This is a genomic window from Halorubrum alkaliphilum (genome assembly GCF_017873815.1).
In the GTDB taxonomy this organism is placed as follows: domain Archaea; phylum Halobacteriota; class Halobacteria; order Halobacteriales; family Haloferacaceae; genus Halorubrum; species Halorubrum alkaliphilum.
In genome coordinates this window covers 100,604-114,762 of sequence record NZ_JAGGKQ010000004.1, presented here as the reverse complement: position 1 = coordinate 114,762, position 14,159 = coordinate 100,604, and the positions used below count along the sequence as shown (strand labels likewise).

Here is a 14,159-nt window from a genome sequence, read left to right as displayed (position 1 = left end):
GGATGTACGCGAACCCCACCGATGCACCAGTGGACGGCCAGCTATCGAACGAACGCACGCGCCTCGCACTATTACGGCGTCAGCATCGACGCCGGCATGCGATTAGAACGATACGGGCGCGACGGGCCTTCAGTCCCGTAATTATCGGGTTACAATCGGCTTGAATTTGTGTGATACTCATTGTTGTATGATCCTCCATCGGCGATCGGCTTTCTCGCGTTCCGATGCGCGGTCGTAGTGTTTGTCCAGCACGTCCTCGCTCGCGTTGAGCTGATCCGAGACGACACCGCGTGGCACGCCGTCGTTCCGGTACTTCGTCACCCGGGCCTTCCGCGCGTCGTGGGGTGACCGGGCGGACGGACACTCGCTCACGTGCCGGAACGTCGCGAACTTGCACGTCTCCGGGTCCTCGTCATGCGGGCACTCCTTCCCGATGAAACACGGGCGTGTCCACCGGTAGAACGCCTTCCGGATGGTCCCGGCCGCGACCCGCCCCGCGTCGGTCGTGACGAGCGGCGTCCGACCGTGATCATCGACCGTCTCCTTCCGCGGACCGTCGATGTAATCCTGTAAGATCTGGGCGACGCGCTGACTGATCCGGTTCACCCGTTCGCTCCGGGCGTCGTTTTTCAGCGGGGTACCCGTCTCCGGACGGTGGACGAACGAGATCGACGGCTGGTTTCCATCCAGCTCGAGATCGCGGAGGTCGAGCGCACGGACCGCTCCGAGTCGCGCGCCGGTATGCCAGATCAACGCCCACACGACGTGGTCGCGACTGGCATACTCGTATCGCGAGAGATACTCCACGATGTCGCTCGCGCGCTCCGGCGCGAGGTACGAATCGCTCACCTCGTCGTCGCGAGTCAGCTTCACCAGCGGGACCTTCTCGTAGAGATCGGGAGGGACCGCCTCGATCTGCCCACAGAACTTGAGGAACGACCGGAGCGTCGACAGGTTCGAGTGAAGCGTCTTCTTCGCAAGTTCGTCGACCTTACTCTTGCTGTATCCTCCCTCACGACGCCAGATCCGGTACTCGTAGAGGTCCCGACCGGCGAGTTCGTTCATGTTGTCGATCGCTCCCTCCTCGCGACACCACTCGACGAAGGGACGCAGCTCGCTCCGGTGGGTGGTCTGGGTCCACTCGGCGAGGTCCTCCTTGATCTTCTCTAGGTGCATCTCGACGGCCCGCTCGGGCGGGATCGGATCCAGATCGTCACTCATCGGGATCCTCCAAGTCGTCGTCGAGACCGTCCTCGTCGTCGGCGTCGGGCTCGACGTCTCCGTCGTCGCCCATGCCCATAGCGAGCTGGTCGGCGATCCGGCTCGCGTGGCCGCGGTCGTCAGTCATCCGAGGCCCTCCGGTCGAGATCTCCGTCGTAGGGTCCGACGGGCGTGACGAGCCGCACCTGGTCGCGACCGAGGTGCGCGTCGGTCTTCTTGTCTCGGAGTTCGTGAAAGACGCCGTCAGCGTCGTCGCTCGCGGCGCACTTCTGACACCAGAAATGGTGGTTCGTGGGCTCCCACGATCGGTGGCCGCGGGGACACACGAACCGCCACCTGTCCTGCCGGTCTTCGATCCGCACGACTTCTTTCGAGGGCATCACCGTCCGACGACGGACGGGTGTATAAAAGGCCCAATCCAGACGCGCGGAGTGAAACTGAAAGTGGTCCCGGCGCGGGCGGGCGATCCGCTCGGCCGTCGATACGGTTCGGTCGTCGTCGGGGGCTTTTAGGCCCCCAGCGTTGTGCGAATACATGGCTTTCGTGCTTGCTCACGGAAGCTCACGCGGACCCGCTGTCCCACCAGCGGGGTCCGCTTTTGCGAACGACGGGACCCATCGAGGAGCGACGGGTCCGCGGGAGTGCTTCCGATGTCTGTGACACAAGAATGCGGGCTATTTATATTTTGATACTAGATGGTATTAGAACAGGGACTAAATAGGATCGAAGGTCAACGTCTCACGTGATGTTATCACATCGGAATCGAGTTAGGCAGGTATGCGCCCGTTGGTGTCGTGGATGACGAAGTCGGACCCCGCGATACTGGAACTGCTTGAGGAGTCCGACCTAGAGATCCCGCCGGCCGTTATTTCTCACAATATCGATGGGGTCTCGCATCCGACCGTGAAGCGGCGTCTCCCGGTTCTCGACGACCACGGGCTCGTCGCGAAAGCGCCCGAGAAACGGGGATACTACCACATCACCGATCGGGGGCGAGCGTACCTCGCGGGCGACCTCAACGCCGACGATCTCGAATAGCTACACGACCCCCAACTCACGAGCCGCGTCCGCCGAGATCGTCACGGCCCGGTCGCCGACGGTCACCCTTTCGCCGGTCGAGTCCGTGAGCAACCGACGGAGATCGTCGAGGTACGAGTTCGGTCGGCGTTCCTGAATCGAAAGGGTGGCCCTCCCGTCCTGCTCGATCGCCCGGTGGCGGACGTAGATCCGCGCGAACGACTCACGGACCGCGGGCGGAACGTCCCACACGACCGGCGGGAGTCGGTCGAGATCGGTCTTCTCGCCGCGTGCCGCGCCCATCGTGACGAGGCACCGACCGAGAACCGACCTGTCGGCGGTCGGGACAACCTCCGTCGCGCGCCCGGACGCGTCATCGTGCCGGGTCGTCGTCTCCACGCCGACGCGCTCGAAGGCGGCCTGTATCTCGTCGATACCGACACGCCGGCCGAGCGTCACGGCAACGCCGAACGTCCGCTGCCCGATGCTGCCGCCGGCCAGCACGTGCGCGAGCAGCTCGCCGAGCGCCGCGGCGGTCTCGCCGTCGGGGTCGGGGTCGATCCAACCGTAGTCGGTGGCCGTGTTGATCCCGCGGACGGGGTCGGGGAGGGCTCCGTTCAACCAGCCGCGAACGCGTTCGTTCGGGAGGTCGAGGGCGTTGCCGACGCGGACGCGGCCGGCGTTCGGGTGGTCGGCGGCGTACTCGACGACGCGGCGGTGGTCGAGGACCTTTTCCCACGGGTCGGGGTACACCCGATCGCTGTAGGTGCGGGCGAGGGCGTGGGCCGTGGGCTCCATGCGATCCGATCGCTCGGCTACTGATTTGAACCTACCCAACTAATTTTTACACCTGATAAGCAGATCGGTAAGTACATACGTGAGTTCCATTACCATTCAAATAACCAGCAACCGTACGGGATCGGTGCGTTCCGACCCGTGGCGGCGTATGGCTGGATTCAAACCCATGAAACCAACCAACCCGTTCAAATCGGAGAACCGTGCCGTCAGTCCCGTTATCGGCGTTATACTGATGGTCGCAATCACTGTGATCCTCGCCGCCGTCATCGGGACGTTCGTGCTCGGACTCGGCGACTCGCTCGGAGATAATCAGCCGACGGCGCAGTTGAGCGTTGAAATTGATACCGATGGAGATGGCAATATAACTATTGAACACAATGGCGGTGATCGAATTGACTCGGACACACTGACCGTGATTGTGAGCGATGCGGAAGATAGTACTGACCGTGTCGAAGGAGACATCGAAGAAGCACTCACTGTTGGGAACTCCGTAACCGGGGAATTCACTCAAGGCAGCGATACGGTGACTTCTGAGGATGTCCGAGTTCGAATCGTTCACAACCCTAGTGACTCCTTCCTCCTTGACCGCACGTTCGAACTTGGTGAAGTGCTCGAGGTCGGGGACGACGAGATCGACTTCTCTGCTAATTAACGCCATCGACTTTTTATACGCGTCCGGTACTGTAACCCGAGAACCGACGTGTTACACAGTTCCTGAATAAGCACCGGCTCATACTCGTCGCGGGCGTCCCGAATGTTCTCTTCACTCTCCACCAAGTGCGCGAGCGCCGCGTCGATCACGACACTCATCGGCGGGTCGTCGTCGGGACCGCTCGCCACGATCTCGGTCGCCCGCTCCAGCCGCCGCTCCCGCTCGTCGGTGATTTTCAGGCTGGTTCGACGGGTCATTCATGCCCCTCCGTATGTACCGGGGTCGCGATCCCGTCGATCCGCGGTGACTCGACCCCCGCTCGTTCATAAGGAGTGCCGGGTGATCCCCCGCGATCACCGCGGGGACCCCACCCGACCCCTGCCGATCTGATGCACCTCTCGCGCCCATAGCCCACGGGGATGTGCATAGATCGCGGATCGTGAATACATCTACGTCGAACCCCACGGGGTCGCGTCGAGAACCCCCTTCCAGCGGGTTTCACCGAACCACCTCGGGAAGCTCGGGGATCCCATCGTCGTCGACGGCGCGAACCACGTACACCCCGCGACTCAACCGCTGGACGTGCATGTGCTGATCCGCCGGGATCTCTCCCTCGTCGAGAACTCCATCTACGCCGAGTTCACCTTTATCGAGCGTTACTCGAGGCGTTCCGTCGCAGTCGACTAGCTTTCGTAGTGACGACATCGATCCCTGCGGGCACGGTGGGGTACAAAACAGTACCGCCGTATCCCCTGCGTATCCATGCCGTATCCACAATCCTCGGGTTCATTACGGTCACCGTGGCCCGCACACGGGTATGGCAACCTCATACACGTCCGGTCTGACGAACCTGAGCGGCAAACAGAACATGCTCCTCGACACCCTCGCGCTGGCGATCGTCCCGTTCTTCGGGTCGTTCATCTTCGGCGTGTTCACCTTCGAGGTCAACATCTTCGGTGGGTACGACTTCGCGAGCCCGATCTGGACGGTCGCCGGGGCCGAGATCTCGGCCGCGCTCCTGATCGTGCTCGGCGGCGTCGCGTGGATCCTCGCGACCAACGCGATCGACGGCAACGACTACCAGCCGGAAGAACTCGCGATCGTCGCGATCGCGTTCCTCGCGCCGCTCATGTACGTGTTCATTCCGGCGTTCGAGACCTTGGTGAACTACCACGACCTGAGCCGCGTGTTCTTCACCCTGCTCCTGTCGGTCGCGACCGTCTGGATTAGCTACACGGCCTAAGCCCACAGCCCACGGATTTCATTATGTCACACAACACGGAACCCGAGAGTCGTATCGACCGCAGAACGTTCGTCAAAGGGATCGGGGCGACCGGCACCCTCGCGGTGGGGATGGGCTCGACCCGCGGACCCGTCGGGGAGGCGCAGGCCCTCCCACCGTTGGCAATCGGCGTTGCGAGTTCTGGAGCCGCGGCGGCAGTCGGCTGGGCGGTCCGAGAGGGGTATGAGGCCCTGACAGGTGACGAACCAACCGACGGACTCGGGCCGGACGCTCTACATAATCAGGTGTTTCAGATGACGACGCGAACCAAATCGGAGAATGAGAGTACCTTCATCGACAACAAAAACATCATATCTGGGATAGGTAACATCGCATATACTGATGGGAAAATCGCGGCGATAGAGGAGTTGAATAACGAGTCGTCGCTGGAAGTTGTCCAAGATGCGGCGGATGAGGCGGCTCGGGAGCACTTTGTGACCGTTCAGGAGAATCTACTCAAAACGTGGAACGAGTCGGTTCGGGAGTTCCGGGGGATCTACAATAGCCTCGATCAGTCGGAGGAATTGGACGTAGACGACGTAATCACGATGGAGGATCAGAGTACTCGCAATTTTACCGGATGGGAGACGGTAGAGGGGTCCCAAATGGTTGAGACTGCGAACGGTGAATTTGAGGTGGAGACGCACACACCTGTTTGGGATACTAGCGGATGGTCGACAGTCGACTACCCCCGAGCACCGGGTTATTCCACGACGAGCCGGGAAATCATAGTTAAACACCCGAGCGATGGAGATAATTTTAGCGGGTATCTGGACGTGGAGGGATTCGGCGAGATATTTGAAGAAATAGAGGACGAATTAGATAGCGTTACCGGCGGACTCCAGAACTGGACGGCGAACGTCTACTCCGAGGTACAGTCCGGTAGTATCGACGTGGCGGACCTACTCACACCACGCGAGCAGGCGGAACTACTGAGCGATGACGAGGAGTATCCGCAGGCGGTGGCGGATCTTATCGCGCTCAATATCCCGGTGGACCCGGACCGGGAGGCGACGATCTCCTTCGACGACCGTGATATCACCATCTCCGGGTTGATGGCTCCGACGAGCCCGCCAGAAGACGGGTTCCAGACCGGCAACAGCTACGACCCTGCCGCCGAGGACGGGGATCTGTACTTCACATACGACCCGGCGCTCGGCTCCGGCGGCTGGGCCGAGGTCGAGCCGACAATCAGTCAGGGCGAGCTCGTCTTTACCGACGAGCCGTATGCGGACACGCTCTACCAAGTGCCCACCAATCAGGGGACGGTCGAGGTCGTGACCGACGACTTCGACGAGGATGAGGATGGGGGGACGTGGGTCGCCGACGTGTCCGACCAAGTGGAGCGGACTGCCGAGGAGTGGACCGACTTCGAGACCGGGATCGACGGCGGCACGGTCACCTTCGGATCGCTTCCCGACGACCCCACGGACTTCGAGATCGTCACCAACCAAGGTGACGCCGCCGAGGTCACCGCCAGCAGCTTCGAGGAGGCCAACGGGTCCTACGAGGTCGATACCGATCTCGGGATCGCCGAGATCGCCGAGGTAACCGCGGAGATCGACCGCGCCTACGTCGACGAGGACGAGCCCGCGAGCGTCTACGCCGAGGACGGCGAGACAGGCTATGAGACCGTCCAAATTAACGACCCGTTCACGATCGAAGCCATCGAAAACAGCGACGGCGAGGAGGTCGGCGAAACCGAGTATACCCGGACCGAGCCGCAGAACGACGAGAACTACATCACTCAGGAGGAGTGGGACGATCTAGAGGACCAGAATCAGGAACTCATCGAGCGGTACGAGGACGCGATGGACGATGACGGGGTACTTGGCGGGTGGGACCCGTTCGACGGCGGGATCCCCGAGGTTCCGGGTGGCGCGGCAGCCGCCGCCGGGGTCGCCGTCGTCCTCGTTCTCTTCGGAGCGGTGAGACAGATCGCGTCCCTCTACATCCCGGGCAAATGACCCGGAGCATCCGGCTCGTTGTCGTCATCGGAGTCGTCACCCTCGCGGCCGTCGTGGGCTTTGGGCTCGCCGGCGGCGCGTCCGCACAGGAGGATCCGACCGACGCCAACGTCACCGACGTGATCGAGTCCGACTCGGAAGCCGACACGCTCGCGAACCAAGAGGAGATCCGACTGGAGTCCTCGACGACGCTCGTCGGCTGGGAGTTCGCCGACGACCAGCTCCGCGTCGCGGTCGAAGCCGATCGACCCACCCGCGTGAGCATGTCCGACGACACCGCCGGCATCGGAGAGGCTGGCGCGACCCGCGTCCCCGTCTCGACCGAACGCGTCTTCGACGGGACCACCGTGCTCGTCTTCCCGGTCGAGGAGTTCGGCGGCGGCCACGCCGCGACCGTCGGCGCGGGTGGCGAGTCCGTCCGACTCTCGACCGACATGGACGCCTCCGGAGACGACCCGTTCCAGTACTTCGGCGGGGAGAGCGGCCTGTTTTCGGGGATGGGACTCGCGGTTCTCACGTCGCTCGGCGGCGCGGGATACGTCCTGTGGCGCGAGGATAGCGGGGTGATCAAGGCATGAGCGACGACGGCGATCTCTCCGGGACCTTCGGCGGCTGGAGTGACCGACTCACGTACGTCCTCGCCGAGGGGCAGCTCGTCGTTCTCGGGCTCCTGTTCAGCGTCGGTGCGGCGCTCGTGATCTTCCGCCCGTCGCTCCCGTCGGTCCCGCCCATCGTCATCGGGTGGACCGCCGCGCTGTTCCTGTTCGGCCCGCCCCTCTTCGGGTTCTGGGTCGTGTTCGTCCGCCGGCTCCGTGAGAGCCACATGATCCCCGTTCACCACGTCGATGCGACGGGCGACACCCTCGAAAAGTACTACGTCGACCCCGAGATGTGGGCCGAAAAGACCGTCGAGGACGCCAACCCGTACCCGGTCAACGGCGGATCCGGCTGGGCGGTTCAGTCGTTCGAGCATCTCGAAGACGTCGACGAACTCACCGTCAGCGGAGTGTGGCTCTCCGAAGCCGAGGACACGAAGCTACTCACCGCTAAATCGCATATGGAAGCGATCTACGGGAAGCTCACCGAATCCCACATCGCCCTCAACGTGATGCGTGATTCGGTGAGCGAGTTCGGGGCCGACATCCAGAAGCGGGTGGTCAACACCGGCGCGGAGGCCCGCGAACGCGGGACGATGGTCGACGAGACCGCCGTGAAGGAGGTCTTCGAGTCCTTCCAGGAGGACATCGGCGGCACCGGGCCGGGCGACCTCCCGACGATCGACCTCGACGACCTCGCCGACGACGTGAGCGGAGACGGCGCGGTCGTCGACGAGCCGAAGACGACCGGAGCCGGCGAGGAGATCGCCAACGGAACCGCGGAGGCGGTCGCCGATGATTGAAGCCGAACTACTCCGCGCCGTGGGCTTTTGGGCCGCGTGTGTCGGGGTCGTCGTCCTGTATCACCGACCGCTCCGGGCGGCCGCCGCCCGGCTCCGCGAGGTAGCCCCATGACCGACGACAACGACGTATACACGCCGGCACAGTTCCGCGAGCATCAGGACGGCTACGGGGTCCGCGACGCTGACGCCGACCGCCACACGGGCGTCGTACGTGACCCGACGGTCTCGCGGTACCTCTCCGTCGTCGCGAACGAGTACGACCCGCGTGAGGCGTCCCAGCCGGGTCATATGCCGGGCACCTACGACGAACTCGGCGAGGTCCAACAGATCCGATCGATCGCCGCCACGGAGACCGGCCGGGAAGCCCTCGCGAACGGCGACATGCCGACCCTGAAACACCTCACGGGCGACCAGCAGCAACGGGCGGACATCTCCGGGATGAAGGCCATCCAGCAGCTCGACCAGATCATCACCTCCCCCGCGCCGGTGATCGTGATACTCGGCGAGATGGGCGCGGGAAAGACCGATTTCGCCGGTCTCCTCGGGCAACGCGCCACGCACCTCCTCGGCGTCGACAAGGTGGCGAGCAACATCCCGACGCTCGAAGAGACCGACCCGTGGATCGACGGCGACGGGGAGGCTCGAACGGGGTTCGTCCCGAACTTCGCGACGATGGACGAGTGGGTCCGCCAGGACGGTGACCCGCTCGAAAACGACCAGTCCCGCAAGCTGTTCCTCGGCGACGAGTTCTCGTCGGTCGGCTCCGGGAGCGGTAAGAGCGGCCACCTGATGCGACAGAAGATGGGGCCGCTCGTGTTCAAGATCCGGAAGTACGACGGCCTGCTGATCTACATCGCACACGACGAGTCGTCGATCCACCCGCTGCTGTGGCGGGTCGGCGTGATCGTCAAGAAGACGGCCAAGAAGCGGGCGATCGTCGCGGACAAGATCAAGTCGGGGGAACTCCGAGATATCCAGTTCGAGATCGACGGGATTCCGCAGACAGACTGGCGCTACGACACGAAAGACCCCTCCGTGTGGTCGTGGACGGACGAGGACGACGACGAGGAGCCCGAGCCGGGGGAAGTCGCGTACGACGTGGCGCTGTGGACGGTCAAAGCGTGTAAGGAGGACGGACTCTCACACCGTGAGACGGCCAAATTCGTTCCATTCGGGAAGTCGTGGGTCGGCGACCGATGGCCGGAGATCCGCGAGGGCGAGCACGCCGGAGCCCTGGACAGGGTGGAGGCCATAACCGCATGACTCCGGTACGGTGTCCGGGTGTCCGCGTCCGGACACCCCCCGCGTACTACGGGGTCGCCCATAGCCCACAGCGCGCTCGCGGGGCGAGCGGCGCGAGCCGTGGGCCGGCGTCGAGACGTGGCGAGGAGTTGATATATAAGACGCGTGCGAGGCGCGAGAGCGTGTGATCGATGCCGTCACACAAGGCGAACAAACACGGGACGGCGTGTGAGTACCACCTCGCGGATCGGTACAACGTTCGGCTCGTCGACGAGGACGGGAAGCGGCTCGACACGAGCTGGTACGATGGGCTGAAAGACGGCACGCCGTGGGAGTTCAAGGCGACCGCGCACCGCCACGCCGACGGCAACCCGGGCAACTTCAAAATCTACGAGACGTATCACGGGAAGCTCCAGCAGCAGGGCGGGTGGTACGGGTTCGCCGTGTACCGGCGGCGCGGGACCGGCACGCAGATCCTGAAGACGACGGCGGTTCGGGCGTCGAGGCTCCCGACGCTCCGGTGGCACGGGGGCGGCAGCCATCGCGACAGCCAGCAGGCGAAAGTCGCGATCGGCGACGTGTTCTGAACGGCTGATTTTTTCGCGCGCCCCCAGGGGGCGAGCGGCGAGCGCGCCTCCGGCGCGCGGCCGATCCCGCGAAACCGGAGGGGTACCTTAGAATCTGTGGCCTTAGCCACACCCCTAACGTGCGACCGACCCCCGGGGTCGATTCGAGTCCGACTCGCGGCTCGTCGAGGTCGCCGTGGGCTATGGGCGCGACCGAGATCGTGGCCGACCCGCCGGTCACACCCGGTCGATTCCGGCGAAAAACGTCGTAAAAAGGAGGTCAGAATAGTGTTGCCACTCACGAGGGGCCGCGCTACCCGAGCGTCTGACCCCTCCCCCACGCACCCCGCGCCGGCCGGATCTTCGGCCCCGCGTCGTCGCGGTAGTGCGTCTCCGCGTCCTTCAACCGCTCCGGATCACGACCCGCGTCGACCCAGTACCGTTTCAGCCGCGTCACCAGCTCCGACCAGGACTCGTCCGCCAGGTATCCCATCTTCACCCGGAGCCGCGCCTCGCGCTCCTCGACGTGGATCCCGTTCGCCTGGCAGAACGCGATCAGTTCGTCCGTCCGCTCGTCGAGCGCCTTCCGCTCGGCGTTCTGGACCGCGTTCGCCGCGGCACCCACGGCGTTCCGCACGCCCTCACGCGCCGCCGTGAGCGCTTCCACGACCTGCTCGGCGACGTGATGCGACCGGAGCGCCACGGACCCCTGCTCGCGGACCACCATGTCCTCGATCCGCCGGAGCCCACGCCGCACGCTATCGGGATGCCAGTCGTGTTCCTCGGCGATCTCCGCGGGCGACACGTCCCCGCCGTCGGCGACGAGCGTCTGTAACGAGTCCCACTCGACCGGCGAGAGACCGTCCGCCAGCTGCCGGACCACGACGTTCCGCTGGTCGCTCTCGACCCGCTCCAGGTTCAGCGCCAGCACGCGCGACCGGTCGACGGTCTCCGCGTCGAAGTACGCGTCCTCGACGAACGTCCGCCCGCCACCGGGCCCGTCCTCGTCGAGCGGCTGCGTCGGCAGCCCCGCCTCGTTCAACACCGCGAGGACCGCCTCCTCCAGCTCGTCGACGAGGAGGTCGTGGTCCGCCGGCCGGAGCGTCTCGTCCCAGCGACTCGACTGATACGACGCCTCCAGCTTCGGATGGGCGAGCGGGTGGTCGTCGGGCATCGACTCGGCGTTTCTCGCGTAGTAGTGTTTCAACTCCTTCGGCACCCGGTGGTCGGGGAAACACTCGCGGATCCGCTTCGGTCCCAGCGTGACTGTGTGGTAGTAGCCGGCCCGTTCCGTGTCGTCTTGAACGACCTTCCGGTAGCCGGACCGGTCGCTTTCGAGGAGGTGACCCAGCCGCGCGATCGGCCCCTCGCGGGCGTGGACCGGCCCGGACACGTCCCGGTGGAGCCGGACGTATCGCGCCGCGTCGACGACCACGCTGTACTCGTCGCTCCGCGACTCGAAGTGCATCGGGTCGAGGGTCACCGCGCCGGCCGCCCGCTGGATGACCGTCTCCACCCGGTCGAACTCGACGTTCGACGCGTTCACGCGGACGTTCACTGCGTCGCCCGCGTCCCACAGCGGCCGGGCGACCGACTTCCCGGACTCGGATTCGAGCCCACGCCACCGCGGTTGGATCAGCGCTTTCACCTTCCGCTCGCCGATCTCGTCGTCGACGACCGCGTTCAGCCGGAACTCCCGAAGCGTGTCGAACTCGACGGGCGTCCCGTCGGGGGTCTCGCCGCCGTCGGGCGGGGCGAGCCCGGACTCCTGATACGACAGGGTGACCCGCCACGTCTCGCCGTCGAGCGTGAAGCTGCCGCGGCGGCTCCCGGTCGCGTCGCACAGCCGGGCGGCCCCGAACCACGGCCCAAGCCCATCGGCGTACACGTAGTTCGCCATGTACTCGTGAGGGGCGGTCGCGACCGCCTTCATGACTCATCCCCCTCGTTAGCGAAAAGACGCTGCTGACGGGCTCGCTGGTAGCGTTCTCCTTCGTAGTAGACCGTTCCCCTCCTGTCGAGTACATCAAGCAGCCCGTCGGGAACCTCACCAAACACGGCGAGAAGGATTCCGAAGTTCGGGTTTCGGTCACCACCAATAAAGGACAACCGCCCCTCGACGAAGCAGACGACCGGCGCAGGGGCGACGTGTTCGTGGAACAGCTGTGTACTGGTATCTACCGGGAGGAGAACGACTGCCGTCTCAACATGCCCAGCAGCGACTTCGGATCGCGCTCGACGAACCCATCGCTCTTTCTCCGAAAACGGAGGGTTCAACCAAACGGTACCGAACCGTTCGCGGCTCAGTCCGTCGTCCTCTTTCGTAAAACGCGTCGACGCGTGTGGCGTTGCTTCGGCACCCGATGCGGGGTCGAGATCGAAATCTCCGACTGCCTCAGCGATCGGTCTGACGAACTCAGCTGGTGTGCCGAACTCGTCACTACTATTCTCGTGAAACTCGTGTGAGAACAGGCTCACGCGAAGATCACCACCAGGTTGACAGCGGCAACGACCGCGCCGATCAGGGCGACCCCGAAGCCGACCCAGGGGGAGACGTCGAGCGCGTCGGCGGCGGTCGGCCACAGGACACAGCACACGATGACCGCGGCGAGCATGACGAGCGCGGTCGGCAGTTCGCCGATCTCGAGGAGCCCGCGAACGACGGGGTTGGCTTCGGCGTCGATACCGGCGACCCGCGCCGCGCCGATCGTGGTCGCGGCGTCAAGGGCGCCGTGAGTCGTGAAGATCGCGGCCACCTCCCCAGAGCGATCCAAACTTTCTCCGAGTTGGTCGTCACTCGGCAAACGTCGCCACCTCGGTTAGCTCCGACTGTTCAGTCGTCGGGACGTCGATCGCGGCCTCGACCGCTTCGCGAATCGCGCCCGACAGTTCGTAGGGCACCTTCGCCCGTTCGGCCGGCGTGTCTCCGAGAACTCGCGTCGCGCTCGTACCGTCGTACTCGACATTTGCCTCGTGGCAGGACCGCCCTCGCGAACACGACCGGTACGTCATTGGCGGATGGTCGCCCCACAGGTCGGTCCGCTTCATGTAGGGGCGGCCGTACTGGCAGTAAGTTACCTCTCCAGCCGGCCTATCGAGGAACCAGCGGAGCCGTCCCTGCGGGTTTTCAAGGAACCAGTACTCAGGCGCGAGAGCGCGAATCAGGCCGAGTGTGTGGAAGACGAGCGCGACCGCTTCCCGAGCGTCTTCGGTAACTGGCTGATGGGTCTCGAAGTTCCACGCGTGATGATTCCCTGCCGTCGAAAAGTAGGTACACGGCGGGCTGGCGAGAACAAGATCGGCGGCGGGGAGGTCCCGCGGTCGAAGATCCATGATGTCGGCCTGAATATCGGGGTCGAACTCGTCTTCCAGCTCCACCGTGACGACGTCCCACCGATCCGACTCCTCGAACGCGGCCGAGAAGCCCCCGAGACCAGCGAAGAGATCGAGACACACCAGACGATCGGTAGATCCGTCAGACCGGTCGCTCACGCGGATCGCCCCCGTTCGGCGTCACGCCGCCACCGGAGCCGCGCGGCGTCGGTGACGTGGGCTCGTGGGCCGTGGGCCGGGTCGTACAGCCGGCTCGCACGAACGAACGGCGTCATCCCGAAAGCCCTCCGTTCCACGGCTCGCCGCCGTTCCGCGCCGGACTATGCTGGGGATCCGGCGTCGGCGCGTCCTTCCCGGCGGCACTCCCCTCACAGATCCGTACCCACGAGTCGCACTCGGGACACCGGTGAGCCCGATCGTCGTCGTCGCCGTGGACCCGACGGAAGTCCGCCGGGACGTGGGCACCGCAACTGCGACAGGCACCGGGTTCACGGGTGTCTTCCCGGAGGTTCATCATCCGAGAACCACCTCACGGTTGGTCGACCCGATCGCCCGACGTGAGAGGGGCGCGTTACGGGACGTATTCAACCCGATTTGAGGGGCCGGTTCTCGAAGACGCGTATCCGTAGTTTTCGGGAGTAAGAGCGCCGCTACGGCTAGTTCGCTATTGGTCGGCGATCGG

Annotated in this window: 19 protein-coding genes; 8 read left to right on the top strand and 11 right to left on the bottom strand. The window is 64.6% G+C overall.

Going from position 1 to position 14,159, the window contains the following annotated elements; translation table 11 throughout:
* Positions 1–177: 177 nt before the first annotated feature.
* Genes J2751_RS04155 through J2751_RS04150 form a run of 3 tightly spaced genes read right to left on the bottom strand, consistent with a single transcriptional unit; the run spans position 178 to position 1,601 of the window.
* The gene (locus J2751_RS04155) at positions 178–1,221 is read right to left on the bottom strand and encodes a tyrosine-type recombinase/integrase (protein WP_209483437.1); all 1,044 of its coding nucleotides are present in this window, start codon (positions 1,219–1,221) and stop codon (positions 178–180) included.
* The gene (locus J2751_RS15690) at positions 1,214–1,348 is read right to left on the bottom strand and encodes a hypothetical protein (protein ID WP_280900820.1); all 135 of its coding nucleotides are present in this window, start codon (positions 1,346–1,348) and stop codon (positions 1,214–1,216) included. Before J2751_RS15690 ends, J2751_RS04155 begins: the two co-directional genes overlap by 8 nt.
* Positions 1,341–1,601 carry a hypothetical protein gene (locus J2751_RS04150; RefSeq protein WP_209483436.1) on the bottom strand — a complete coding sequence of 87 codons (261 nt, stop codon included), beginning with the start codon at positions 1,599–1,601 and terminating at the stop codon, positions 1,341–1,343. Before J2751_RS04150 ends, J2751_RS15690 begins: the two co-directional genes overlap by 8 nt.
* Positions 1,602–1,998: 397 nt before the next feature.
* Between J2751_RS04150 and J2751_RS04145 the strand changes: the two genes are divergently transcribed.
* Positions 1,999–2,259 carry a helix-turn-helix domain-containing protein gene (locus J2751_RS04145; protein ID WP_209483434.1) on the top strand — a complete coding sequence of 87 codons (261 nt, stop codon included), beginning with the start codon at positions 1,999–2,001 and terminating at the stop codon, positions 2,257–2,259.
* Here J2751_RS04145 and J2751_RS04140 read toward each other — a convergent pair whose 3' ends face one another.
* Positions 2,260–3,036, bottom strand: coding sequence for a hypothetical protein (locus J2751_RS04140; RefSeq protein ID WP_209483432.1), 777 nt, complete (start codon positions 3,034–3,036; stop codon positions 2,260–2,262).
* 148 nt (positions 3,037–3,184) lie between these two features.
* Here J2751_RS04140 and J2751_RS04135 point away from each other — a divergent pair, with 148 nt between their 5' ends.
* Positions 3,185–3,688, top strand: a complete 504-nt coding sequence (locus J2751_RS04135; RefSeq protein WP_245202613.1) for a type IV pilin — start codon at positions 3,185–3,187, stop codon at positions 3,686–3,688.
* On the opposite strand, the gene J2751_RS04130 is transcribed toward J2751_RS04135, so the two are convergent.
* Together J2751_RS04130 and J2751_RS04125 are read right to left on the bottom strand one after the other, a co-directional pair.
* A complete protein-coding gene (locus tag J2751_RS04130) occupies positions 3,685–3,945 on the bottom strand; it encodes a DUF7386 family protein (protein ID WP_209483430.1) in 261 nt (86 codons plus the stop codon). The genes J2751_RS04135 and J2751_RS04130 overlap by 4 nt on opposite strands.
* Positions 3,946–4,186: 241 nt before the next feature.
* Entirely contained in the window at positions 4,187–4,393 is a 207-nt protein-coding gene (locus tag J2751_RS04125) for a hypothetical protein (RefSeq protein ID WP_209483429.1), read from the bottom strand.
* A gap of 112 nt (positions 4,394–4,505) precedes the next feature.
* Between J2751_RS04125 and J2751_RS04120 the strand changes: the two genes are divergently transcribed.
* The 6 genes from J2751_RS04120 to J2751_RS04095 all read left to right on the top strand — a co-directional run bounded on the left by J2751_RS04120 (position 4,506) and on the right by J2751_RS04095 (position 10,165).
* Complete coding sequence (locus J2751_RS04120; RefSeq protein ID WP_209483427.1) at positions 4,506–4,931, top strand: hypothetical protein; 426 nt, start codon at positions 4,506–4,508, stop codon at positions 4,929–4,931.
* Positions 4,932–4,954: 23 nt separating this feature from the next.
* Positions 4,955–6,937 carry a hypothetical protein gene (locus J2751_RS04115; RefSeq protein ID WP_209483425.1) on the top strand — a complete coding sequence of 661 codons (1,983 nt, stop codon included), beginning with the start codon at positions 4,955–4,957 and terminating at the stop codon, positions 6,935–6,937.
* Positions 6,934–7,515, top strand: coding sequence for a hypothetical protein (locus tag J2751_RS04110; protein WP_209483423.1), 582 nt, complete (start codon positions 6,934–6,936; stop codon positions 7,513–7,515). Before J2751_RS04115 ends, J2751_RS04110 begins: the two co-directional genes overlap by 4 nt.
* Entirely contained in the window at positions 7,512–8,336 is an 825-nt protein-coding gene (locus J2751_RS04105; protein ID WP_209483422.1) for a hypothetical protein, read from the top strand. Before J2751_RS04110 ends, J2751_RS04105 begins: the two co-directional genes overlap by 4 nt.
* A gap of 108 nt (positions 8,337–8,444) precedes the next feature.
* Positions 8,445–9,599, top strand: coding sequence for a hypothetical protein (locus J2751_RS04100; protein WP_209483419.1), 1,155 nt, complete (start codon positions 8,445–8,447; stop codon positions 9,597–9,599).
* Positions 9,600–9,769: 170 nt separating this feature from the next.
* Positions 9,770–10,165 carry a hypothetical protein gene (locus J2751_RS04095; protein WP_209483417.1) on the top strand — a complete coding sequence of 132 codons (396 nt, stop codon included), beginning with the start codon at positions 9,770–9,772 and terminating at the stop codon, positions 10,163–10,165.
* A 292-nt stretch (positions 10,166–10,457) separates the two neighbouring features.
* On the opposite strand, the gene J2751_RS04090 is transcribed toward J2751_RS04095, so the two are convergent.
* The 5 genes from J2751_RS04090 to J2751_RS04070 all read right to left on the bottom strand — a co-directional run bounded on the left by J2751_RS04090 (position 10,458) and on the right by J2751_RS04070 (position 13,991).
* On the bottom strand, positions 10,458–12,077 hold the full coding sequence (locus J2751_RS04090) for a DUF7845 domain-containing protein (RefSeq protein WP_209483415.1): 1,620 nt from the start codon (positions 12,075–12,077) through the stop codon (positions 10,458–10,460).
* On the bottom strand, positions 12,074–12,622 hold the full coding sequence (locus tag J2751_RS04085) for a DNA N-6-adenine-methyltransferase (RefSeq protein WP_209483413.1): 549 nt from the start codon (positions 12,620–12,622) through the stop codon (positions 12,074–12,076). The genes J2751_RS04090 and J2751_RS04085 overlap by 4 nt, the downstream gene beginning before the upstream one ends.
* Entirely contained in the window at positions 12,619–12,918 is a 300-nt protein-coding gene (locus J2751_RS04080; protein ID WP_245202611.1) for a hypothetical protein, read from the bottom strand. Before J2751_RS04080 ends, J2751_RS04085 begins: the two co-directional genes overlap by 4 nt.
* 19 nt (positions 12,919–12,937) lie before the next feature.
* Entirely contained in the window at positions 12,938–13,636 is a 699-nt protein-coding gene (locus J2751_RS04075) for a DNA cytosine methyltransferase (protein WP_209483409.1), read from the bottom strand.
* 112 nt (positions 13,637–13,748) lie between these two features.
* The gene (locus tag J2751_RS04070) at positions 13,749–13,991 is read right to left on the bottom strand and encodes a DUF7563 family protein (RefSeq protein WP_209483408.1); all 243 of its coding nucleotides are present in this window, start codon (positions 13,989–13,991) and stop codon (positions 13,749–13,751) included.
* Between the last annotated feature and the right edge of the window lie 168 nt (positions 13,992–14,159).